Origin of the sequence: Pseudomonas sp. SBB6 (assembly GCF_024213215.1) — a bacterium.
In the GTDB taxonomy this organism is placed as follows: Bacteria; Pseudomonadota; Gammaproteobacteria; order Pseudomonadales; family Pseudomonadaceae; genus Aquipseudomonas; species Aquipseudomonas donghuensis.
In genome coordinates this window covers 154,411-174,955 of record NZ_JANAVH010000002.1, presented here as the reverse complement: position 1 = coordinate 174,955, position 20,545 = coordinate 154,411, and the positions used below count along the sequence as shown (strand labels likewise).

Genomic DNA, 20,545 nt, shown 5'->3' with positions numbered 1-20,545 from the left:
GCGCAGGCCCTTCAATTTGTTTATTCCAAATTGTTAGATTGTTTTGTTATTTTTATATCCTTTTGTTGTGGGAGCGGGCTTGCCCCGCGATAGTGGTCTGTCAGTCACACCGCAATCGCGGGGCAAGCCCGCTCCTACAGGGTTAAAACTGCCATTGCACGCCCAGCGAGTAGCCGGCCTGATTACCCTCGCTATGGGCAAAGCGGCTGTTCACTTCGGCAAACACGCCCAACTGCTCGGTGAACATCAACTGCGCACCCAATTGCGCACGGCCAAAGTCCTTGTCGACGCTGCCCATGTCGGCCACCCGCACGCGGCCGTCGGCATGGCTGGTCAGGTCGATTTCATCCAGGCGGCCATCGGCCAGCTCGCGCACCCAGCGCACGCTGGCGTAGGGTTGCAGGGCCATGTTCGCGCCCAGGCCGACGCTGCCATGCAGGCGCCAGCCGAGGCTGGCTTCGAGGGCGTCGTAGTTCTGCTGCTCGTAGCCCAGGGCGGTGCGCAGGTTGTCGTCTTCGCTGAAGTCGTCGATGCGGTAATGCATGTAGTCCAGGCCGGCGACCGGGCCGGTTTTCAAGGCGCCGAAGCTGAAGTCATAGCCGCCGTCCACCCGTGCGCCCCAGAACCACGCCGAGGTGTCGCCGCTCAGGCGCTGGTCGAGCAACACTGGGCCATTGTTGGCCTGGATGTACACCGAACGCTTGCTATCGAAGCGGGTGTGCCCGGCGCTCAGCTCGCCGGCCAGCCATTGCGGGCCGCCGTCGTTGAGCAGGGCGAACAGCCCGGCTTGCCAGGCATCGCCTTCGATGCGTCCGCCATGCTCGAGCGAATCGCGGCTACGCTGAAAGCTCAGGCTGGCACCGACGCTCAGGGCTTCGTTGAGGCGGTAGTCAGCGACGCCATAGACCCCCACCCGTTTCGACTCCGGGTTGCCCGGCGCATCAAAACCGCTGTCGGGCGAGACTTCGCCTTCCACACCCACTTCACCGTCAACACTGCCGACCGCCCGTGACGCATCCAGCAGGCTCAGCCATCGGCGGTCATGCAGGCGGGTCAGGGCCTGGTGCTGGCGTTGCAACTGGTCTTCCATCTGCCGCGCCATGGCCCCGCCGGACGCCGTGGAGGCGAGCAGGTCGGCGTTGGTCAGTTCCAGCACCAGGCGGGTCAGCAGCCGCGAGAAGTCGCGCAGACGCTGGTCGATGCGCTCCTGGCCGAAAGCATGGGTCAGCACCTGCTGGTTGTCCTCGGCCGGGTCGTGCCAGGTCGAGCCGCCGGGGATCGCCGGGTTGTCGGTCTGCTCGTAGCCGTCCAGCTCACCCAGCTCCCAGTTGGTCGCCTCGATGAACAGCACCGGTACGTTGAGGCCCTTGAAGCTTTCGCCGTCGCTGCAGCAGCCGGTGCCGGCCGGGTACTCGGGGTTGAGGCCAGGGTTGGTGAACAGCGGGATGTTCATCTCCTGGGCGATGCGCAGCAACTGGTCGCGGTAGGCACCCAGGGCCGGGTTGGCGACGCTGTTGCTGGCGGCGTGGGCGTACATCTTGTCGCCGGTGATCAGGCTGTCGAGGTTGATCATGCCCAGCAGGTTGGCGCGCTGGCTGTCGCTCAATGATGCGACATAAGCACGCGAACCGCGCAGGCCTTCTTCCTCGGCACCAAAACCGACCACTTCCAGGCCGTTCTCCAGGGCCACGCCGCCGAGGTTGCGGGCGATTTCGGTGAGCACCGCGGCGCCCGAGGCATTGTCGTCCAGGCCTTGCAGGGTGGGGCGGCCGAAATAGGTGTCGTAGTGGGCGCCGAGCACCACGTAGGTGCTGTTCTGGCCCGCGGCCGAAGCGATGACGTTCTGCGAGCTGCGGTTGCCGGCCCAGGTGAAGTCCTGGCGGCGGGTCTGGTAGCCAAAGCCCAGTTGCGATTGCATCAGTGCGGTAGCACCTTCGAAACTGGCGGTACCACGGTAACGCCCGGGGTAGTCGTTGATCAGACGGTCCAGGGTCTGCCCGGCAAACTCCCCATACTCATAGGCGCTGGCGCCTGATGACAACATTGCGCAACCCAGGCTTACAGCGACTGCTAACGGTTTGAACACGGCACTTTTCCTTATGTGTCGTTACGATAGGCGCATCATAGGATGCGCCGCCTCGCAGTAAGCAGGATGTGTACCGTTTTGTGACTGATGTAGGAAATTAGCCGCATGAAAGTTCAGATAAAGCCCGCACTTGAGAATGAAAAAGCCCACTTTGAGGCGATGCTTCCGGGGTATTTACGCGAACTCGGTGTCGAAGGGGAGTACCCTTATTTACCGCTCTACTGGCAGGAGCCAGGGCGTTTTGCCTACCTGCTGCTGGTTGAGGACGACATCGCAGGGTTCGCCCTGGTTCGCCAGCAGCAAGAGCTCACGGTGTACGAACTGGCCGAGTTCTATGTCGCCAGTGACTATCGCTTGGCGGGGGTTGGCCATGCCGCCGCGCAGGCTTTGTTCGCGTTGCACAGCGGCCGATGGGAGCTATCGGTATTGGCGGATAACCTCGCCGGCCTGCGCTTCTGGCCAAAGGTTCTGCCGGCGGGGGCACAGGCGCAAACCATTGAAACGCCCGAAGGGGTGCGATACATCCAGTTCGAGTTTGTCAGTGTCCAGGGTCGCCAGTAACGCGGCGATCGTCACCTGGTAGGCGTTGCCGAGTGTTCCTGCCACTGCCTGCGACAACAGGCCGCACCCCGTAAATACTGGGATACAGACGTACGGGGCGCTGCGCGCTGGAACCTGCGTCCACCGCCATGACAAAATGCGAAGGTTTCTCGACATGCCCTCTATCCAGGGGCTGGCACCTTCCCAAAAGGATGGTTACATGACTGATTTACTGACCCGGCGCCAGGTTGTTGCCGGGATCAGCCTGCTGGGCCTCGGCGCCCTTGCAGGTTGCGACCCCCGTTCCGGTGGCGCGCTGGACTTCAAATACGGCAAGGACATGAGCAACAAGATCCTCGGCCGTTCGTTCAAGCTCAAGGATACCCAAGGCAACGTCCGTACCCTGTCGAGTTTCTGGGGTTCGATGCCGATGGTGTTCTTCGGGTTCACCCAGTGCCCGGCGGTGTGCCCGACCACCCTGGCGCGCGCAGCGCAGATCAAGAAGCTGATGGGCCGCGACGCAGGCTTCTTGCAGGTGGTGTTCATCAGCCTCGACCCCGAGCGCGATACCCCCGAAGTGCTCGACGCCTACGTCAAGGCCTTCGATCCGTCGTTCGTGGCGCTGTCCGGTACCCTCGAAGAAACCGCGGCGGCAGCCCGGGAGTTCGGTGTGTTCTATGAGAAGGTGCCAGCCGGCGATACCTATACCATCTCGCACACCTCGACCAGCTACGTCTTCGATTCCCGCGGCCAGTTGCGCCTGGGGCTGTCCCATTCGCTCAATGCAAAAGAGTGCGCAGAAGACCTGCTCACTGTCATGGAGGTGTGCTAATGCTTCGTAACCCTGTCAAACGTACCCTGGCCGCGCTGGCCCTGATTGGCCTGGCCTTGCCGGCCGTGGCGCAAACCACCGTCAGCGACGCCTGGGCACGCGCCACCGTGGCGCACCAGCAGTCCAGCGGTGCCTTCATGACCCTCACCGCCAGCACCGACAGCAAGCTGATCAGCGTGGCCTCGCCGGTGGCCAAGATCGTGCAGGTGCACCAGATGACCATGGACAACGACGTGATGAAGATGGGCGAGGTCGACAGCGTCGCGCTGCCGGCCGGCAAGGCGGTGACCCTGGACCCCAACGGTTATCACGTGATGCTCATGCAACTGAACCAGCAGCTCAAGGAAGGCGAGCAGGTGCCGCTGACCCTGGTGGTCGAGGATGCCAAGGGCGTCAAGCAGACCATTGAAGTCAAGGCGCCGGTGCGGGCGCTGAATGCTGAAGCCATGTCGGGCCACCAGCACATGCATTGATCGCCGCCACGCGATCGACAACAAGCCAGGCTGCAGTCAAGGACGGCAGCCTGGCTTTTTTGTGCGTGGCGTCAAAATATTTAAAACGTAATAGTATTTAATTCTCAATTACAAATCGTTACCATTTGCGCTTCTTTACAATCCTTACAAAAAAAGGAACGCATGGTGGCTCTTTCGCGCATTCACCCGGCCTCACTCTCCGTGCTCAGCGTGCTGGTCGCTCCAGCGCTGCACGCCGAAACCCTGGCTATTCCGGCAACCTCGGTCAACAGCAACTATGAAGAACAGAGCTACAAGGTCAGCGAAAGCCGCAGTGCTCTGAAAATCGACGCGCCGCTGCGTGACATCCCGCAAACCGTCAACGTCGTGCCAGCGAGCGTGATCAAGGATCAGGGCGCGCAGTCGATGGAGGACGTGCTCAAGAACGTGCCGGGGATTGGCTTGTCCAACGGCGACGGCCAGCGCGACCAGGTGACGATTCGCGGTTTCAGTGCCATTGGCGATATGTATGTCGATGGCATGCGTGACGACGCCCTGTATTACCGCGATCTGTCCAATGTCGAGCGGGTCGAGGTGGTCAAGGGCCCGGCGGCCGTGCTCTATGGCCGCGGCTCTTCTGGCGGCCTGATCAACAGCGTGAGCAAGAAACCCACCTTCAACCCGGTGCAGGAAGTGGGCGTCAGCTTCGACAGCGAGGGCAAGCGCCGTACCCAGTTCGATACCGGCTGGGCCGACCAGCAGCAGGGTGACAAGGCCTTTCGTCTGACCGGCGCCCTGGAAGACAGCGACACCTTCCGTGACGATGGCTACATCGACCGCAAGGCCCTGGCACCCTCGGCCTATTTCAAGCTGTCCGATGACCTGGAGCTGAACCTGGGCGCTACCTACCTGTACGACAAGCGCCTGATCGACTTCGGCATTCCGGCCTTGGGCAACCGCCCGGTCGATGTCGATCGCGACAAGCGCTTCGGCGCCGCCGACCCGGATGACGATTACGCCCGCAGCGAGGTGTTTTCCTTCAGCGCCGGTGTCGACTACCGGATCAATGACAACTTCACCTTGAGCAATACCAGCCGTTACTACCACTACGACCTGGACCGCAACAACACCTTGGCGGACTCCAGCCCGACCCGCTTCGTCACCGCCGCCAATGGTGAACTGCTGGTCAAGCTCAACCGCGGCAACGTGCAACGCAGCGAAGACGGCTGGTTCAACCAGACCGAGCTCAAGCAGCAGGCGCTGCTGGCCGGCATGAACCACAACCTGTTGTACGGTGTGGAGCTCGGCCGGCAGGTCAAGGACCAGAGCGTGTTCAGCCAGAGCAACGTGGCCCAGGTCCCGGTGTTCCGTGACGGCCTGGTCGATGTGCCGTTCCAGGCCAACCGCCAGACCGCCAAGGGCACCACCACCCAGGACACCGCAGGTTTCTACGTACAGGACCTGATTGAGCTGGCGCCGCAGTGGAAGGCCCTGCTCGGGGTGCGTTACGACGTGTTTGACCAGGAGTACGCCGACGACCTGAGCGGCACCGAGCTGTCGCGCACCGACACCACCTGGAGCCCGCGCATCGGCCTGGTCTACCAGCCGGACGCGATCCAGTCCTACTACGTGTCGGTCAGCCGCTCCTACCAGCCGTCCTCGGAAGTCTTCGCCCTCAGTGCCGGCAACCAGGGCCTGGAACCGGAACAAACCACCAACTATGAAATCGGCGCCAAGTGGGACTTGCTCGATAGCCGCCTGGCGGTGACCGCGGCCTTGTTCCGCCTGGAACGTACCAACATGAAAACCACCAACCCGGCCAACCCGGCGCAGTTGGTGCTGGCCGGTGAGCAGCGTACCGACGGTTTCGAAGCGACCGTGAGCGGGCAACTGACGGACAAGTGGCAGGTCTATGGCGGCTTTGCCTTCCTCGATGCCGAAATCATCAAGTCCACCAACCGCACCAATGGCGTGGCCAACGAAGGCCAGACCCCGACCCTGACCCCGCGCACCAGCGCCAACCTGTGGCTGGTTCGCTCGTTGACCGAGCACTGGCGTGTGGGCATGGGCGCCAACTATGTGGACGAGCGTTACACCGCGCTGGATAACGTCGTGGTGATGCCGTCCTACACCACCGTGGACGCTGCACTGCTGTACAACCAGCCGAAGTGGGACATGGCCCTGCGCCTGCGCAATGTCTTTGACCGCGACTACTACGCCTCGGCCCACGGCTCGGTGGACCTGATCACCCCCGGGGCACCACGGACCCTGGAGCTGAGCACCAACTACCGCTTCTGATACCCGTGCCGGGCAACGCAGCAGTGGCTGCGTTGCCCCGTTTCAACGCTGGCGCCGCCGGCCGGTGAGCATCGACAGCGGCAGGTTTTCCTTCAGCCGCCAACTCTCGACCAGCGCCGCCGCAATGTGCAGGCACACCAGCGCCAGCAGGGCATCGGCCATGAACGCATGGACATCGCGCAGGCCGTCTTCACCCCAGAAGTAATAGATCTCTTCCATCATGAAGCCGCTGACCCCAAGGCCGGCCATCAGCAGCAACATCAGCACCATCACCAGGGCGCCCAACGGCGAATGCCCGAGGCGGTGGTAGTTTTCGCCGCGGTACAACGCCTGCAGGTGCCACTTCAGTCGCGTTGGCGTCGGCCAGAAGTCCGCCCAGCGCGCTGCCGGGCTGCCGATAAAGCCCCATACGCTACGTAGCAGCACGATCGCCAGGCCGTAGTAACCCAGCCAGCGGTGCCAGCCATCGCCTTCTTCGGTGAAAAAATAACCACCGATAAACACCAGCACCAACGACCAGTGGCACACGCGCACCACCGGGTCCCAAAGGCGCAGGTTATCGCCGCTCACCTCAGTCGATCTCTTCTTTCACTTTTTTGCCGGTCACCGGATCGAAGTAGATCTCGACCTTCTTGCCTTCTTTGTTCTTGCCATAGATCTCGTAGCAGTTGCCGTCGGTGACCTTGAATTTCTTGATCTCATAGCCCTGTTTTTTCAGTTCTTCCTGGAAGTTGTTCTGGTCCTGCCATTGCACCTTGTCGGCGCTGCTGCATTCGGTCTTGGCCAGAATGGCGGGGCTTACGACGAGCAATGAGACCAGTAGAAGCTGACGCATGACGAGTCCTCGGGTTGTCGAAAGGGGCTGCCCGATTGAGCTTATGCCAGGGTTGGCGACTTCGCTAGCGCCTCGTCCAGCAGCTCGATCCAGTGCCGCACCGGCGTGCGTCCGGCGCCGTCGAGGTGGGTCTGGCAGCCGATATTGGCGGTGACGATCAGGTCTGGCTGGCCGCTTTCCAGGGCATCGAGCTTGTTGTCGCGCAGTTGCCTGGCCAACGCTGGCTGGGTCAGCGAATAGGTGCCGGCCGAGCCGCAGCACAGGTGGCCGTCGGGCACGTGGCTGAGGGTCAAGCCCAGGCGCGAGAGCAGGGCCTCGACGCTGCCGCCAAGCTTCTGCGCATGCTGCAAGGTGCACGGGCAGTGCACCGCCAGCACCAGACCGCTCTGGCAGGCCAACGGCTCCAGGGGTTCGGCGCTGACGACCTCGACCAGGTCCCTGGCCAGTTCGCTGACCCGCCGGGCTCTGCCGGCGTACTGCGCATCGCCCTGCAACAGCGTGGCGTACTCCTTGACGAAGGCCCCGCAGCCGCTGGCCGTCTGCACGATGGCTTCGGCACCGGCCTCGATCGCCGGCCACCAGGCATCGATGTTGCGGCGGGCGCGCGCAAGGCCGCTGGCTTGTGCATTCAGGTGATAGTCGACAGCACCGCAGCAGCCGGCTAGCGGCGCCGGGGTGACGCTGATGCCCAGGCGATCGAGCACCCGTGCGGTGGCGGCGTTGGTGTTGGGCGACAGGCTCGGCTGCACGCAGCCTTCGAGCAGCAGGACGCGCCGGGCATGGCGGGGCTGTGGACGGGGCGGGGCGCGGGTCACCGAGCGCGGCAGCTTGGCCTTGAGCGGCGCCGGCAGCAGGCGGTCGACGCTGCGCCCCAGCTGCACCAGGCGCTTGAAGGCCTGCGGGTGGCTGGCCAGGCTGCGCAGGCCGCGGCGCAAGGCGCGTTGCAGGGGCGGGCGAGGCACGGCCTGATCGACCACGGCGCGGCCGATATCCAGCAGGTTGTGGTAATCGACCCCGGACGGGCAGGTGGTTTCGCAGTTGCGGCACGACAGGCAACGGTCCAGGTGCAGTTGGGTCTTGGCACTGGCGGGGTGGCCTTCCAGCACCTGCTTGATCAGGTAGATCCGCCCGCGCGGGCCATCGAGCTCGTCGCCGAGCAATTGATAGGTCGGGCAGGTGGCATTGCAGAAGCCGCAGTGCACGCAGCAGCGCAGGATGCTCTCGGCTTCTTCGGCGCGGGCCAGGCGTTTGGCGGCATCGCTGAGGGTGGTTTGCATGGTTCAGACCTGTGCGTACATCCGCCCGGGGTTGAAGATCCCTTGCGGGTCGAGGCGCTGTTTGAGTTGCTGGTGGTAGCGCAGCAAGGCGCCAGGCAGTGGCTGGAACGGGCTGTCGCTGGCGCTGTAGCAGGTGGCATGGCCACCCAGGCGGCTGGCGGCGCTGCGGATGGTCTCGGCTGGCGCCGAGGATTTCAGCCAGCGCTGGGCACCGGCCCAGTCCAACAGTTGCTCGCCGGGCAGTTCCAGCGCCGCGCCGTTGTTGGGCAAGGACAGGCGCCACAGCGGGCGCGGGTCGGCGAAAAAAGCCAGGCGGCGGTTGTTCAGGTCCTGCCACCAGCTGGCCTGGAAGTGCTCGCCGCCAAGCCGCTCGCGGGCGGCCTTGACTGAGCCTTCGCCGCCCTCAAGACGCAGGCGCAACACCGTGCCGTCATGGCAGGCGGCGCTGATCGGGATCGGTTGCTGGCCCCACTGCGCCAGTTTCAGCAGGGCCTGTTGCGGGTCGAGGTGCAGGGCGATGTGCGCTTCGCAGCGCGGTTTGGGCAGCACTTTCAGCGACACTTCGGTGATCAGCCCCAGGCAGCCGAAACTGCCGGCCATCAAGCGCGACAGGTCGTAACCGGCGACGTTCTTCATCACCTCGCCGCCAAAGCGCAGGTGCACGCCCAGGCCGCTGATCACCCGGGTGCCGAGCACATAATCGCGCACCGAGCCCGCCCACGGCCGGCGTGGCCCGGACAACCCGGTGGCGACCATGCCGCCGAGGGTGGCACCGTCGTCGCTGTGCGGCGGCTCGCATGCCAGCATCTGCCCGGCGGCTTCCAGCGCCGCCGACAGTTCACCCAGGGGCGTACCGGCGCGGGCGGTGATCACCAGCTCGGTCGGGTCGTAGTTGACGATGCCGCGGTGGTCGCGGGTATCGAGCGTAACGCCTGCAACCGGGCGGCCGAGAAAGGCCTTGCTGGCGCCGCCACGAATCTGCAACGGCGTGCCAGCGGCGCGGGCCTGGTTGACCTGCTCCAGCAGTGCCTGGCTGGCATCGTTATGGTGGGCCGGCATCAGAACCGCTCCAGGTCGGGGAAGGGCAACTGGCCGGCGTGCACGTGCAGGGCGCCGAACTCGGCGCAGCGGTGCAGGGTGGGGATGTTCTTGCCGGGGTTGAGCAGGCCATGGGGGTCGAAGGCCGCCTTGACCGCATGGAACAGGGTCAGCTCGTCGCTGCTGAACTGGGCGCACATCTGGTTGATCTTCTCGCGGCCCACGCCATGTTCGCCGGTGATGCTGCCGCCGACGCTCACGCACAGTTCGAGGATTTCCCCGCCAAAGGCTTCGGCCCGCTCCAGCTCGCCCGGCTGGTTGGCGTCGAAGAGGATCAGCGGGTGCATGTTGCCGTCGCCGGCATGAAAGACGTTGGCCACCCGCAGGTCGTACTTGTGCGCAAGCGCAGCGATGCACTGCAGTACATGGGGCAGCTCGCGGCGCGGGATGGTGCCGTCCATGCAGTAGTAATCGGCCGAAATCCGCCCCACCGCCGGGAAGGCGTTCTTGCGCCCGGCCCAGAGTTTCACCCGCTCCACTTCGTCACGGGCCTGGCGCACCTCGGTGGCGCCGGCCTGCTCCAGCAGGGTACGCACGCGGTCGCAGTCGTCGTGCACATCGGCTTCGACGCCATCGAGTTCGCACAGCAAAATCGCTTCGGCCGCCACCGGGTAGCCGGCGTGAATGAAGTCCTCGGCGGCGCGGATGGCCAGGTTGTCCATCATCTCCAGGCCACCGGGAATGATCCCGGCGGCGATGATGTCGCCAACCGCACGGCCGGCCTTGGCCACCGAGTCGAAGGCTGCCAGCAGCACCTTGGCCACCTGCGGCTTGGGCAGCAGCTTGACCGTGACTTCGGTGATGATCCCGAGCATGCCTTCGGAGCCGGTGAACAGCGCCAGCAGGTCAAACCCTGGGGCGTCGAGGCTGTCGGCGCCGAGGGTCAGGCATTCGCCTTCGACCGTGAGGATCTCGAGCTTGAGCAGGTTGTGCACGGTCAGGCCGTACTTCAGGCAATGCACGCCACCGGCATTCTCGGCGACGTTGCCGCCGATCGAGCAGGCAATCTGTGACGACGGGTCGGGCGCGTAGTACAGGCCAAAGGGCGCGGCGGCCTGGGAAATCGCCAGGTTGCGCACCCCGGGCTGCACCCGCGCGGTACGGGCGGCCGGGTCGATGGCGAGGATCTTGTTGAAGCGCGCCATCACCAGCAGCACGCCTTTTGCCAGCGGCAAGGCGCCGCCCGACAGGCCGGTGCCGGCACCGCGCGCGACCACCGGCACCTTGCGCTCGAAACACAGTGTGAGGATGCCCTGGACCTGCGCGAGGGTATGCGGCAGTACCACCAGCATCGGCGTGCAGCGGTAGGCCGAGAGGCCATCGCATTCGTAGGGCTTGAGGTCTTCCTCGGCGTGGAGGATATCGAGGTCGGGCAGTTGTGCCTGCAAGGCCTGCAGCAGCGCCGGTTTGTCGACTGCGGGCAGGGCACCATCGACGCGTTCGTCGTAAAGGATATTCATTGACGGCTAATCACCGGTATCTGCCCGAACCTGCGGGAAATCGAAGACGGGAGCCGCGTCGGGCACAGGCGACCCTGGGTCTTGAAAGGATGACGCGCCTGCTGCCCGCCACTAGCCACTGCGGGCTAGCGGAAACGGGGCAGTGGGCGTTCAACGCTCAGCGAGGTGAGGGTTTTTCTGACCAACTGATCGTCGGCTTCGACGGCCTTGAGGGTGTCGCGGATCTTGCCGGCCACAGGCACATCACCCTGGCGGTCGATCCAGTCGGCAATCTCCTTGCACGCCAAAGCGAGCCGGGCCTGGCGCTGGTTGATCAGGTTAAGGGCGGTGGTGATCTCTTTATCGGACATGAGGGAATCCTCCATCTGCGCGAATAAAGTGTAGCAGCGCAGAAAAATCCTGCGCTGGGGCCTCAGCCGGCCAAGCGCTCGCGCACGCGCATCAACGCATAGCCGAGCAGGTTCAGGCCTTGCCACTGGCGTGGGTCAGCCGCTTGCGGCGCCTTGGCGTCCAGGCCGATGCCCCAGATGCGGTCCACGGGGCTGGCCTCGACCAGCACCTGGCCGTCGGTGGACAGCAGAAACGTGCGCAGCCCCGGGTGCTGTTCGAACTTGAGCAGGTTGGCCTGCTCGACGATCGCCGAACGCTCGGCAACCCAGGCCGCCTCATCGTACCCGGCAACTTCACGGCCGAGCTTCTTGGCGTCAGCGGGCGTGTGGGCGGCGAGGATTTTCTCCAGGGTGGCCTGGTCGTCGAACAGCCGCGCCTTGCCGGCCATCATGTAGTGCTCGGCGCTGGGGTAGTGCAGGCGCTGTTCCTTGAACCCGGCCTCGAACCACTGGCTGAAGCAGCTTTTGTCCGGCTTGCCCTCGACTTTTTGCCGGTGGCCCCAGAAGTACAGGTACTGCGGCGCAAGCCCCTGGTCGATAGCGGCGATCAGGCTGGCGTTGTCGAGGACGTTGGCCAGCGCGGCGGGCGTTGAAGTCATACGGAGTCTTCCATGAGCGAATCGGGCCATGGTACTCCAGGCCTGCGCGGTTGTGACAGCCTCGGTGCTGACGTACTATCCTTGCCAGCAAGCGATACCCCGCATACTTACAAATCTTTCCTCAGCGCACACGCTTCACTCAGGCCCGACCGGCATGAGTGTCTGGCGCTGGGCGCGTTTTCGTTCCCGGCAACCGCAAACGACTCGGAGCAAGGCTTTACTCATGAATACATCCGTGGATGCGCGAACCGGCAGTTGGCTGAGTGTCATCGCCCTGGCCCTGGCGGCCTTCATTTTCAACACCACCGAATTCGTCCCGGTGGCGCTGCTCAGCGACATCGGCCGCAGCTTCGAGATGTCCACCGCCCAGGTCGGGCTGATGCTGACCATCTACGCCTGGGTGGTGGCCCTGGCCTCGCTGCCGATGATGCTGCTGACGCGCAACATCGAGCGGCGCACGTTGCTGATCATCGTCTTTGCCCTGTTCATCCTCAGCCACTTGCTCTCGGGGGTGGCGCAGAGCTTTGCCATGCTGCTGGTCAGCCGTATCGGCATCGCCCTGGCCCATGCGGTGTTCTGGGCCATTACCGCTTCGCTGGCAGTGCGCGTGGCGCCGCCGGGGCAGCAGGCCAAGGCCCTGGGCTTGCTGGCCACCGGCACCACCCTGGCGATGGTCATGGGGATTCCACTGGGGCGGGTGGTCGGCGAGGCGCTGGGCTGGCGCACCACCTTCCTGGCGATTGCCGGGGTGGCGCTGGCGACCTTGCTGTGCCTGGTCAAATCCTTGCCGTTGCTGCCCAGCCAGAACTCCGGCTCGCTGCGCAGCGTGCCGGTGCTGTTCAAGCGCCCGGCGCTGGTCACCGTGTATGTGCTGGTGGCGCTGGTGATTGCCGCGCAGTTCACCGCCTACAGCTATATCGAGCCGTTCGCGTTGAATGTGGCGCAGATCGGCGCAGAACTGACCACCGTGCTGCTGTTGCTGTTCGGCGGCGCCGGGGTGTTTGGGTCGGTGCTGTTCAGCCGCTACAGCGAGCGCTTCCCGCAGGGTTTTCTGATCGGGGCGATCGCCATGCTGGCGACCTGTCTGCTGCTGTTGCTACCGTTGTCCGGCAACTTCAGGCTGCTGGGCACCTTGAGTGTGTTCTGGGGCATCTCGATCATGTGCTTCAGCCTGGCGTTGCAGTCCAGGGTGCTGAGCCTGGCCTCGGACGCCACCGACGTGGCCATGGCCATGTTCTCCGGCATCTACAACATCGGTATTGGCGCCGGGGCCTTGATCGGCAGCCTGGTCAGCGTGCACATGGGCCTGGGCAACATCGGTTTTGTCGGGGGCGCGCTGGCCCTGGCGGGGTTGCTGTTGTGCGGGGTGACGACTTACCGCTTTGCCCGGGCTGAGGTGGCGTGATCGCGCGCGCAGCGGTCGCAATGCTGACAAAACCTGATGTGCTGGCTGTACTGGCCTCATCGCGGGTCAAGCCCGCTCCCACAGGTCCGGCGTACGCAGATCCATTGTGGGAGCGGGCTTGACCCGCGATGAGGCCCTGCGATCAATCGCGAATCTTCAGCAGCCCATCGCACTTCAGGCAACGCACCTTCTTCAGCTTGTGCACTTCGCTAAAGCCGACCCGGCGTGACAGCGCGGTCCCGGCCTCGTCCTTGTATAGATGCAGCATCGCCGCGTTGCACAGCGGGCAGCGCACCAGCATCGCCAGCGGGAAGCTCAGAAAGCACAGGCCGAGAATCACCAGAATGCAGGTCGCGGTAATGCTCTTCGGCATCCAGTCGAACACCGTCAGCGCCATCAGGGGCGCGCCGATATAGATGCTGAGGTCATTGATGTAGATGTTCAGAAACGCCACGTGGCGGTAGTCAAGTTGCGGCATGTCAGTTCATCGCATCATGGGGCAGCAGGACGGTGTCGACCGCCATATCCACCGGCAAGGTGACAATGGCAACCACCGGGCAGACGATGGTCGCCCAGCAGAGCACAGTGGCGTAGGCGTCGTAGCCGGCTCTATTGTGCATCGTCACTAGCTCGACGTTGGCCCGGGTGCCTATGTAGTACTCGTAGTGATTGCTATAACCACTGACGCCACGGGCGAGAAAGGTGCCGCAACTGGCCAGGGTCAGGGTTGAGGCCAGGAGCAAAAACGTGAAGATTCTAATGGTGCCATTCCTTAGCAGGTAGAGACGCGGGACAAGCGCGCATTCTCGCACATCACCACTAGTATCCGCGTAACCCGCGCGCAGCGAAGTAATCTTCCAGTACCTCTGGCCCGGCACCGACCTGGGCCAACGCCACATAGCTGTCCGGGCGTATCAGGTACACGCCTTCTTGCTGCAACCCGGCCGCCTCATGAGCCTCGTGCCACTCGAACACCTCCAGCGGCATGCCGCGCTCGCTGCACCAGGCCACCAGGCTGCCACTGGCGGCGCCATACACCTGTACCTGCCAGCACATCCGCGCCAGCCCGGCAAAGTTGTCATGCCTGCCGTCGCTGACCCAGGGCATGCGTTCGCCGCCATGCACCTGGCCAGCGCTACCGACGCTCAAGGGCATGTCGCGATAGTTCAGGGTGATCTGCGACACCGTACGGAACAAAAATGCCCGCGCCGCCTTGAACGCCGCCACCCGCGGCAGCAGCAACGGCGCCAGGCGCGTACGCAGCAGGGCGGCCAGGCGGCCGTCGGCGGTGATGAAGTTGAACACCTGGTCGGTGGTCGACACCAGCCGCTGGGCGAAGGCGCTGCGCTCGATTTCATAGGTGCCGAGCAGGGCGTCGGTGGCGGTGCCTTGCAACACGGCCGCCAGCTTCCAGGCCAGGTTGATGGCATCGCCGATACCGGTGTTCATGCCCTGGCCACCGGCCGGGCTGTGCACGTGGGCCGCGTCACCGAGCAGGAAGGCGCGCTCGCGGCCAAACTGCTCGGCCACCCGGTGGTGCACGCGGTAGGTAGAGAACCAGTTGACCTGATGAATCTCGACCTTCAGGTGCTCCATGGCCCGCTTGCTGACGTCTTCGAAGCGCAGGTCCCGTGGGTGTTCGGCGCGCTCGTCGCGCACCGTGCCGATCAACCGCGCGCGGCCATTGCCGGCCAGTGGGAACACGGCGAGAAAATCTGCCTCGTCCAGGTCCACATGCAGCTCGCCATTGAACGCCGGCCCCGCGCCATCGACATCGGCAACATAAAATACTTGCTGGTAGGTGCCGCCGGGAAAGCCGATGCCCAGCACTTTGCGCACCGTCGAGCGGGCACCGTCGCAACCGGCCAGGTAGTCGGCGTGGCAAACGTGCTCCTCACCGTCGGCATTGCGTAGCCGGGCAGTGACGCCGTCGCTGTCCTGGCTGAAACCGAGCAGTTCGGTTTGCCGTTCGACTTCCACCGCAAAGCGCTGCAAGCGTTCGATCAGCAGCCGTTCATGCTGGTCCTGCGGGTAGATGTGCAGGAACGGGTAGGGCGTAAGGTCGGCGCCAATGGCACTGAACGGCAAGCGTGCGGCGGCTTCGCCCTTGACCCACAGGTTGGCCGCCGGCACCTGGTGACCCTGCTCGATAATCGCCTCGGTCAGGTCCAGCTGGCGATACAGCTCCAGGGTCCGGGCCTGTACCGCCAAGGCCCGGGAAGTGGTGCCGGGGGCGGCGGTCTTGTCGATGATCCGTACCTTGATGCCCAGCTTGCTCAGCCACAGCGCCAGCACCAACCCGGTGGGGCCGGCGCCGATAATCAGTACGTCACAGCGGTTCATCGCAGGCGCTCCTCAGCGCTGAGTGAACGCCAGGTTCAGGCCCAGGCCGGCAAAAGAGGCAGCAAAACTGCGGCGCAGCCAGTTCTGCACCCGCGGCGATTCAATCACCGCGCGGCGAAACAGGTTGGCCAGCAGACCGTACAACACAAACACCACGAAGGTCATGAGCATGAACACCGCGCTCAGGCTGAGCATCTGCCCGGTCACCGAGCCCCCCTCGGCACGGATGAACTGTGGCAGGAAGGCGAGGAAGAAAATCGTCAGTTTCGGGTTGAGGATGTTCAACAGGCAGGCCCGCAGGATCAGGCTGCCAGCACTGCCGACAGCGGTGTTGCTGTCGACCGCAAAGGCCGAGCGGTCGCGCCAGGTGGCATAGGCCAGGTACAGCAGGTAGGCGACGCCGGCGAACTTCAGGCCCTGAAAGGCCAGCGCGCTGGTGTGCAGGATGGCCGACAGGCCAAGGATCGAGGCCAGCAGGTGCGGGATAATCCCCGCCGTGCAGCCCAGCGCTGTATAGAGGCTGGCGCGCTTGCCGGCCACCAGGGCAGTGGAGAGGGTCAGGATCACGCCGCTGCCGGGAATCAGCACGACGATCAATGAAGTAATGAGAAAATCCAGGCTCGGCATTGCGACAGGCTCCATCTTGTCAGGGTTGGTTGAAGACCTGTTTACAGGCGTCCACTGCTTAGTTCAAGTGTAAAGCCGCTGGCAGGATTTGCTCGCCGGTCGTCGGCGCCTGGCTGGTGAGCCTGGGTTATCTGGATTATCCTTGATTCAAAGTATTCGATCTCATCATCAGGAGGTTCCATGAGCCGTGCTACGGATCAGCGTCCGGCGGTTAGCGCGTTGGCCGGGTCCCCCAAAGCCCTGCGCAAGCGCCTGAGCCACCAGCAAGCCGAGCAGGTGGTAGCCGTGGCCCTGGCCGATGCCAGCCCGGGGGAGGCCGATGCCATTGCCGCCACCTTCGCCAGCGTTGCCGAATTGGTCAAAAGCCTGATGGGCCGGCAACAGCAGCACACCCTCGAATCCATCGTCGAAGCCCTGGTGCCCAAGGCGCCGCCAACGCCCAATGCGCTCAAAGAGGCGGCGATGCTGGCCCAGGCACGCACCGCAGTGCTGGAGAGCGGCGATTGGCTGACCGCCGCGCAGATCGCCGGGCTTGCCGGCTTCAGCCTGAGCAACCCCAGCGCCCAGCCGAACAAGTGGAAGCGCGAAGGCGCGATCTTCGCCCTGCGCCACCATGGCGTGGATTATTTCCCGGCCTACGGCCTGGACGCCGCTTACCGGCCGCTCAAGGCCATGGGGCCGGTGCTTGCACGTTTTGCCCAGGCCAAGGACAGCTGGGGCCTGGCGTATTGGTTCATGTCGGCCAACAGCTTTCTCGGTGGCAAGCGCCCGCTCGATGTCATCAGCCGTGCCCCGGAGCAGGTGCTGGCCGCCGCCGACGACGAGCTGCAGGGCGTCGTCCATGGGTGATACACCGGCACCTGCCGGTGTATTGCAGCTGTCGACCCTGACCTGGGCCCAGGGTACGCCGATCCATCGGCTGCACCTGGAGAGTTACGGCCCCGGCCAGTTCAACCCCGGGCTCAAGGGCAATGCCCGTTTCAGCCCGATCCGGGACGCCCGTGGCCAGCCGATCCCGACCTTGTACGGCGGCACCAGCTTCGACTGTGCGGCAATGGAAACGGTGTTCCACGACGTGCCCTTTGCCGCCGGGCTCAAGACGTATGACAAGGGCAAGTTGCAGGGGCAGCTGCATTCGGTGCTGCGCAGCGCGCAGGACCTGCTGTTGGTGGACCTGGGCAGCAAGGCCCTGCGCAAGCTCGGGGTGCCGCGCAACCAGTTGATCGATACCGAGAAGGACCAGTACCCGCAGACCCGCTTGTGGGCCGAGGCGATTCACCGGCAGAGCCCCGAGGTGCAGGGCCTGTGCTGGACCTCACGGCAGGATGACAGTGCGCGGGCGATGATGCTGTTTGGCGATCGGCTGGCGGGCAAAATGCTCAAGCCCCAGGGCGAATCGCGCAGCGTGCTGCAGGACAGCGGCGCTTACGCCGAGCTGCTGCACCTGGCCGAGCAGATCGGTGTGCTGCTGGTCGCCGGGCGCATGGGTTGATTACTCGGCTTTGCCGCGCACGATGCGCCCGCCCTTGATCTCGTCGGCGTAGGCCTTGAGCTTGTCGGAGTCTTTGTACAGGCGGTTCATCAGGTGCAGTACGGCAACCACGTCAACGCCGTCGATGCGCTCGGCCAGTTTGCTGATTTCACCGGCGGTGCGTTCCAGGTTGCTGGCGACGGTTTTAAGGTCGCGCTTGAGTTCGGCGGAGGATTTCTTGATGCCCATGGGGAGTCTCTTGGTGGGGTAGTGCTTGTCAGAGGGCTGCTGTGCAGCCCATCGCCGGCAAGGCCGGCTCCCACAATGCCAAGGTGCACACCGCACCTGTGGGAGCCGGCCTTGCCGGCGATTGCTGTATCAGCCGGGAAACAGAAACGGGCTGACACCACTGCGCCCATACCCCTCACGCTCCACTTCGGCGTCCAGCGCCAGGGAGGCCAGGTCATCGGCCAGCACTTCCTGGTCGCGGTCCTTTTCCGGGTACAACACTTTCAGGTAGCTGTGACAGTCGTTGCAGCTCTCGGCCTTGATCGGCGCATCCTGCCGTTCCAGCGACCAATAGTCCAGGGCGCCGGTGGCTTCGCAGTTGCTGCATTTTACCCGAACCATGTGCCAGCGGCTTTCGCACAGGCTGCAATGCAGGTAACGCAGCCCGGCCTGGGCGCCGGTCATGATCACGCTGGCCACCGGCGCGCTGGCGCATACCGGGCAGTGCTGGCGCTGCTCGCCCAGGGCGGCCTTGGCCGAGGCCGGCAGGGCATTGGCCAGCTGGGTGAAGTACAACGACAGCGCGCTCCAGAGGAACAGCGCCTGGCCGCTGTCGACCTGGTCGTAGTCACCGGCGAGCAAGGCGCTGGCGAGGTCTTCCCGCTGCGCCGCCGAGTAGCCGCGCAAGGTCTCCAGGGTGCTGCGAACCGCCGGCGTGGCGTCGCTGTACAGCGCATCGTTCAAGGCACTGAGCAACTGCTGCCAGTAAGCGTCGCGTGGGTACTCGCTGCTCGCCAGCGGCGCCCGGCCATTGGCCAGGCGCGCTGCCAGTCCGGATGCCAGCGCCTCAGGCAACGGCAGCGTTTCAAGCAGCTGTTGCTGAGCCTCGGCGATGCCTGCACAAAAGCCCAGGTAATCGCCCATGGCATGGCCGTCGGCCAACTGGCGCAGGCGCGCCGCGCGATGGCGGTAGCGGCCCTTGAGCGACGGCAGCAGCACCGCGACGATCTCGTTGACGCCACCGCTGGGCGTCTGCACCGGGGTCATCTGGATGCTGTTCATTTATCGCTCCCGGCCTTGCCCTGCTTGCTGTTCAGCTGACGGTACCAGCGGTCGTGGTGGGTCTTGGCCCAGCTGCGGCTGACGTAGCCGGTGACCATGCCGCGGATCGAGCCCTTGACCCAGAATGCAAGATAAGCGTGACCGATGATCAGCAGAATCAGGCTGATGCCGGCGAGTGCATGCACCAGCAGGCCGATGCGGATGGTCGGGATGCTGAACAGCGGGGCGAAGTATGGCCGCCAGATCACCACGCCGCTGAGCAGCAGCAGGCTGATCAGGCCCATGATTCCCCAGAACAGGATCTTCTGCCCGGCGTTGTACTTGCCAATGTTCAGCACCGGCTCATGCTTGCCGGCCAGTACCTGCTTGAGGTTCTTGAACCACTGCAGGTCTTCGCGCTCCGGCAGGTTGTAGCGCACGAAGCGCACGAACAGGAACATCAGCAGCAAGAACACCAGCACACCGAAAAACGGGTGAAGGATGCGCGCCAGCTGCGGGGTGCCGAATACCGCATTGAGGCCGTTGAGCGACGGGAAGAACCACGACAGCCCCGACAGCGCCACGGCGAAGAAGCAGATCACCATGAACCAGTGGCTGGCACGTTCGATGAAACGCGTGCGCAGGATCAGTTTGTCCTTGTTCATGCGTGGGTATCCTCTTCGATCTTCTGGTCCTGTTCGTCGACTTCATTGGGGCCGACGCCGATGTAGTGGAACAGGGTGCCGGCCAGGGTGGCGAAGAACGCCGCCGCGGCCACCGGTTTCATCCAGCCTTTCCAGCCCTGGATGGCATTGCTGATGCGCGGGTCGGTGGGCAGCTTGTGGTACAGCTGCGGTTTGTCGGCATGCTGCAGCACGTACACCACGTGGGTGCCGCCGACGCCCTGCGGGTCATAGATGCCGGCACCGGCAAAGCCGCGGCCCTGCAGCTCGGTGACCCGTTCGCTGGCCTGGTGCAGCATGTCCTGTTTGCTGCCGAAGTTGATCGCTCCGGTCGGGCAGGTCTTGACGCAGGCCGGCTCCTGGCCGACCGAGACGCGGTCGACGCACAGCGTGCACTTGTAGGCCTTGTTGTCTTTCTGGCTGATGCGCGGCACATCGAACGGGCAGCCGGCGATGCAGTAGCCGCAGCCGATGCAGTGCTCGGACTGGAAATCAACGATGCCGTTGGCGTACTGGATGATCGCCCCCGGTTGCGGGCAGGCTTTCAGGCAGCCGGGGTCGGCGCAGTGCATGCAGCCGTCCTTGCGGATCAGCCATTCGAGCTTGCCGCTTTCGTCTTCGACTTCATCGAAGCGCATCAGCGTCCAGGTTTCGGCGGACAGGTCCGCCGGGTTGTCGTATACGCCAACGTTGTGGCCGACCTCATCACGCAGGTCGTTCCATTCGTTGCACGCCACCTGGCAAGCCTTGCAGCCGATGCAGATGCTCACGTCGATCAGCTTGGCCACTTCGGCCTGGTGATCGCGGGTGTGCGGCGCCGGGGTCAGCACGTTGGTGGCCGAGCGGCGGACGATGTCTTGGGATTGCATGGACATGGTATT

At 64.3% G+C, this 20,545-nt stretch carries 23 protein-coding genes; 7 read left to right on the top strand and 16 right to left on the bottom strand.

The window, feature by feature from the left end; genetic code table 11:
• Positions 1 to 142: 142 nt before the first annotated feature.
• Positions 143 to 2,086 (bottom strand): autotransporter domain-containing protein, encoded by a 1,944-nt coding sequence (locus tag NLX68_RS04070; protein ID WP_254282797.1) that lies wholly within the window; start codon positions 2,084 to 2,086, stop codon positions 143 to 145.
• Between the two features lie 105 nt (positions 2,087 to 2,191).
• Between NLX68_RS04070 and NLX68_RS04065 the strand changes: the two genes are divergently transcribed.
• The 4 genes from NLX68_RS04065 to NLX68_RS04050 all read left to right on the top strand — a co-directional run bounded on the left by NLX68_RS04065 (position 2,192) and on the right by NLX68_RS04050 (position 6,208).
• On the top strand, positions 2,192 to 2,647 hold the full coding sequence (locus NLX68_RS04065; protein ID WP_254282795.1) for a GNAT family N-acetyltransferase: 456 nt from the start codon (positions 2,192 to 2,194) through the stop codon (positions 2,645 to 2,647).
• A 199-nt stretch (positions 2,648 to 2,846) separates the two neighbouring features.
• The gene (locus NLX68_RS04060) at positions 2,847 to 3,458 is read left to right on the top strand and encodes an SCO family protein (RefSeq protein ID WP_036996237.1); all 612 of its coding nucleotides are present in this window, start codon (positions 2,847 to 2,849) and stop codon (positions 3,456 to 3,458) included.
• Positions 3,458 to 3,931, top strand: a complete 474-nt coding sequence (locus tag NLX68_RS04055; protein WP_010222377.1) for a copper chaperone PCu(A)C — start codon at positions 3,458 to 3,460, stop codon at positions 3,929 to 3,931. Before NLX68_RS04060 ends, NLX68_RS04055 begins: the two co-directional genes overlap by 1 nt.
• A 162-nt stretch (positions 3,932 to 4,093) precedes the next feature.
• Positions 4,094 to 6,208, top strand: a complete 2,115-nt coding sequence (locus NLX68_RS04050) for a TonB-dependent siderophore receptor (RefSeq protein WP_254282793.1) — start codon at positions 4,094 to 4,096, stop codon at positions 6,206 to 6,208.
• 42 nt (positions 6,209 to 6,250) lie between these two features.
• Here the strand turns inward: NLX68_RS04050 and NLX68_RS04045 are convergent, their stop codons facing one another.
• The 7 genes from NLX68_RS04045 to NLX68_RS04015 all read right to left on the bottom strand — a co-directional run bounded on the left by NLX68_RS04045 (position 6,251) and on the right by NLX68_RS04015 (position 11,866).
• Complete coding sequence (locus NLX68_RS04045) at positions 6,251 to 6,778, bottom strand: cytochrome b/b6 domain-containing protein (RefSeq protein WP_254282792.1); 528 nt, start codon at positions 6,776 to 6,778, stop codon at positions 6,251 to 6,253.
• A 1-nt stretch (position 6,779) separates the two neighbouring features.
• Positions 6,780 to 7,043, bottom strand: coding sequence for a PepSY domain-containing protein (locus NLX68_RS04040; protein ID WP_254282790.1), 264 nt, complete (start codon positions 7,041 to 7,043; stop codon positions 6,780 to 6,782).
• Positions 7,044 to 7,084: 41 nt separating this feature from the next.
• Positions 7,085 to 8,320 carry a glycolate oxidase subunit GlcF gene (gene glcF / locus NLX68_RS04035; protein WP_254282789.1) on the bottom strand — a complete coding sequence of 412 codons (1,236 nt, stop codon included), beginning with the start codon at positions 8,318 to 8,320 and terminating at the stop codon, positions 7,085 to 7,087.
• A 3-nt stretch (positions 8,321 to 8,323) separates the two neighbouring features.
• Positions 8,324 to 9,379 (bottom strand): glycolate oxidase subunit GlcE, encoded by a 1,056-nt coding sequence (gene glcE, locus NLX68_RS04030; RefSeq protein WP_254282787.1) that lies wholly within the window; start codon positions 9,377 to 9,379, stop codon positions 8,324 to 8,326.
• Entirely contained in the window at positions 9,379 to 10,878 is a 1,500-nt protein-coding gene (gene glcD, locus NLX68_RS04025) for a glycolate oxidase subunit GlcD (protein ID WP_254282785.1), read from the bottom strand. The genes glcE and glcD overlap by 1 nt, the downstream gene beginning before the upstream one ends.
• A gap of 125 nt (positions 10,879 to 11,003) precedes the next feature.
• Complete coding sequence (locus NLX68_RS04020) at positions 11,004 to 11,228, bottom strand: hypothetical protein (RefSeq protein ID WP_254282783.1); 225 nt, start codon at positions 11,226 to 11,228, stop codon at positions 11,004 to 11,006.
• Positions 11,229 to 11,290: 62 nt separating this feature from the next.
• Positions 11,291 to 11,866 (bottom strand): NADAR family protein, encoded by a 576-nt coding sequence (locus NLX68_RS04015; protein ID WP_254282782.1) that lies wholly within the window; start codon positions 11,864 to 11,866, stop codon positions 11,291 to 11,293.
• Positions 11,867 to 12,089: 223 nt separating this feature from the next.
• Between NLX68_RS04015 and NLX68_RS04010 the strand changes: the two genes are divergently transcribed.
• Complete coding sequence (locus NLX68_RS04010) at positions 12,090 to 13,271, top strand: sugar transporter (RefSeq protein ID WP_254282780.1); 1,182 nt, start codon at positions 12,090 to 12,092, stop codon at positions 13,269 to 13,271.
• 142 nt (positions 13,272 to 13,413) lie between these two features.
• Here NLX68_RS04010 and NLX68_RS04005 read toward each other — a convergent pair whose 3' ends face one another.
• From NLX68_RS04005 to NLX68_RS03990, 4 genes are all read right to left on the bottom strand, one after another.
• Positions 13,414 to 13,749, bottom strand: coding sequence for a hypothetical protein (locus NLX68_RS04005; protein ID WP_254282778.1), 336 nt, complete (start codon positions 13,747 to 13,749; stop codon positions 13,414 to 13,416).
• A 1-nt stretch (position 13,750) separates the two neighbouring features.
• Positions 13,751 to 14,014 (bottom strand): YceK/YidQ family lipoprotein, encoded by a 264-nt coding sequence (locus tag NLX68_RS04000; RefSeq protein WP_254282777.1) that lies wholly within the window; start codon positions 14,012 to 14,014, stop codon positions 13,751 to 13,753.
• A 76-nt stretch (positions 14,015 to 14,090) separates the two neighbouring features.
• Positions 14,091 to 15,614, bottom strand: coding sequence for an FAD-dependent oxidoreductase (locus tag NLX68_RS03995; RefSeq protein ID WP_254282776.1), 1,524 nt, complete (start codon positions 15,612 to 15,614; stop codon positions 14,091 to 14,093).
• A gap of 12 nt (positions 15,615 to 15,626) precedes the next feature.
• Positions 15,627 to 16,241 carry a LysE family translocator gene (locus tag NLX68_RS03990; RefSeq protein WP_010222361.1) on the bottom strand — a complete coding sequence of 205 codons (615 nt, stop codon included), beginning with the start codon at positions 16,239 to 16,241 and terminating at the stop codon, positions 15,627 to 15,629.
• A gap of 180 nt (positions 16,242 to 16,421) precedes the next feature.
• Here NLX68_RS03990 and NLX68_RS03985 point away from each other — a divergent pair, with 180 nt between their 5' ends.
• Both NLX68_RS03985 and NLX68_RS03980 read left to right on the top strand, forming a co-directional pair.
• On the top strand, positions 16,422 to 17,090 hold the full coding sequence (locus NLX68_RS03985; RefSeq protein WP_254282775.1) for a hypothetical protein: 669 nt from the start codon (positions 16,422 to 16,424) through the stop codon (positions 17,088 to 17,090).
• Positions 17,083 to 17,733: an RES family NAD+ phosphorylase gene (locus NLX68_RS03980; protein WP_254282774.1), complete on the top strand. Its 651-nt coding sequence runs from the start codon at positions 17,083 to 17,085 to the stop codon at positions 17,731 to 17,733. Before NLX68_RS03985 ends, NLX68_RS03980 begins: the two co-directional genes overlap by 8 nt.
• Here NLX68_RS03980 and NLX68_RS03975 read toward each other — a convergent pair whose 3' ends face one another.
• The 4 genes from NLX68_RS03975 to fdxH all read right to left on the bottom strand — a co-directional run bounded on the left by NLX68_RS03975 (position 17,734) and on the right by fdxH (position 20,533).
• Positions 17,734 to 17,961 (bottom strand): hypothetical protein, encoded by a 228-nt coding sequence (locus NLX68_RS03975; protein WP_010222358.1) that lies wholly within the window; start codon positions 17,959 to 17,961, stop codon positions 17,734 to 17,736.
• A gap of 129 nt (positions 17,962 to 18,090) precedes the next feature.
• Positions 18,091 to 19,002 carry a formate dehydrogenase accessory protein FdhE gene (gene fdhE, locus NLX68_RS03970; protein WP_254282773.1) on the bottom strand — a complete coding sequence of 304 codons (912 nt, stop codon included), beginning with the start codon at positions 19,000 to 19,002 and terminating at the stop codon, positions 18,091 to 18,093.
• Positions 18,999 to 19,646 carry a formate dehydrogenase subunit gamma gene (locus tag NLX68_RS03965; RefSeq protein ID WP_254282772.1) on the bottom strand — a complete coding sequence of 216 codons (648 nt, stop codon included), beginning with the start codon at positions 19,644 to 19,646 and terminating at the stop codon, positions 18,999 to 19,001. The genes fdhE and NLX68_RS03965 overlap by 4 nt, the downstream gene beginning before the upstream one ends.
• Complete coding sequence (gene fdxH / locus NLX68_RS03960; protein WP_269467564.1) at positions 19,643 to 20,533, bottom strand: formate dehydrogenase subunit beta; 891 nt, start codon at positions 20,531 to 20,533, stop codon at positions 19,643 to 19,645. The genes NLX68_RS03965 and fdxH overlap by 4 nt, the downstream gene beginning before the upstream one ends.
• Positions 20,534 to 20,545 lie beyond the last annotated feature (12 nt).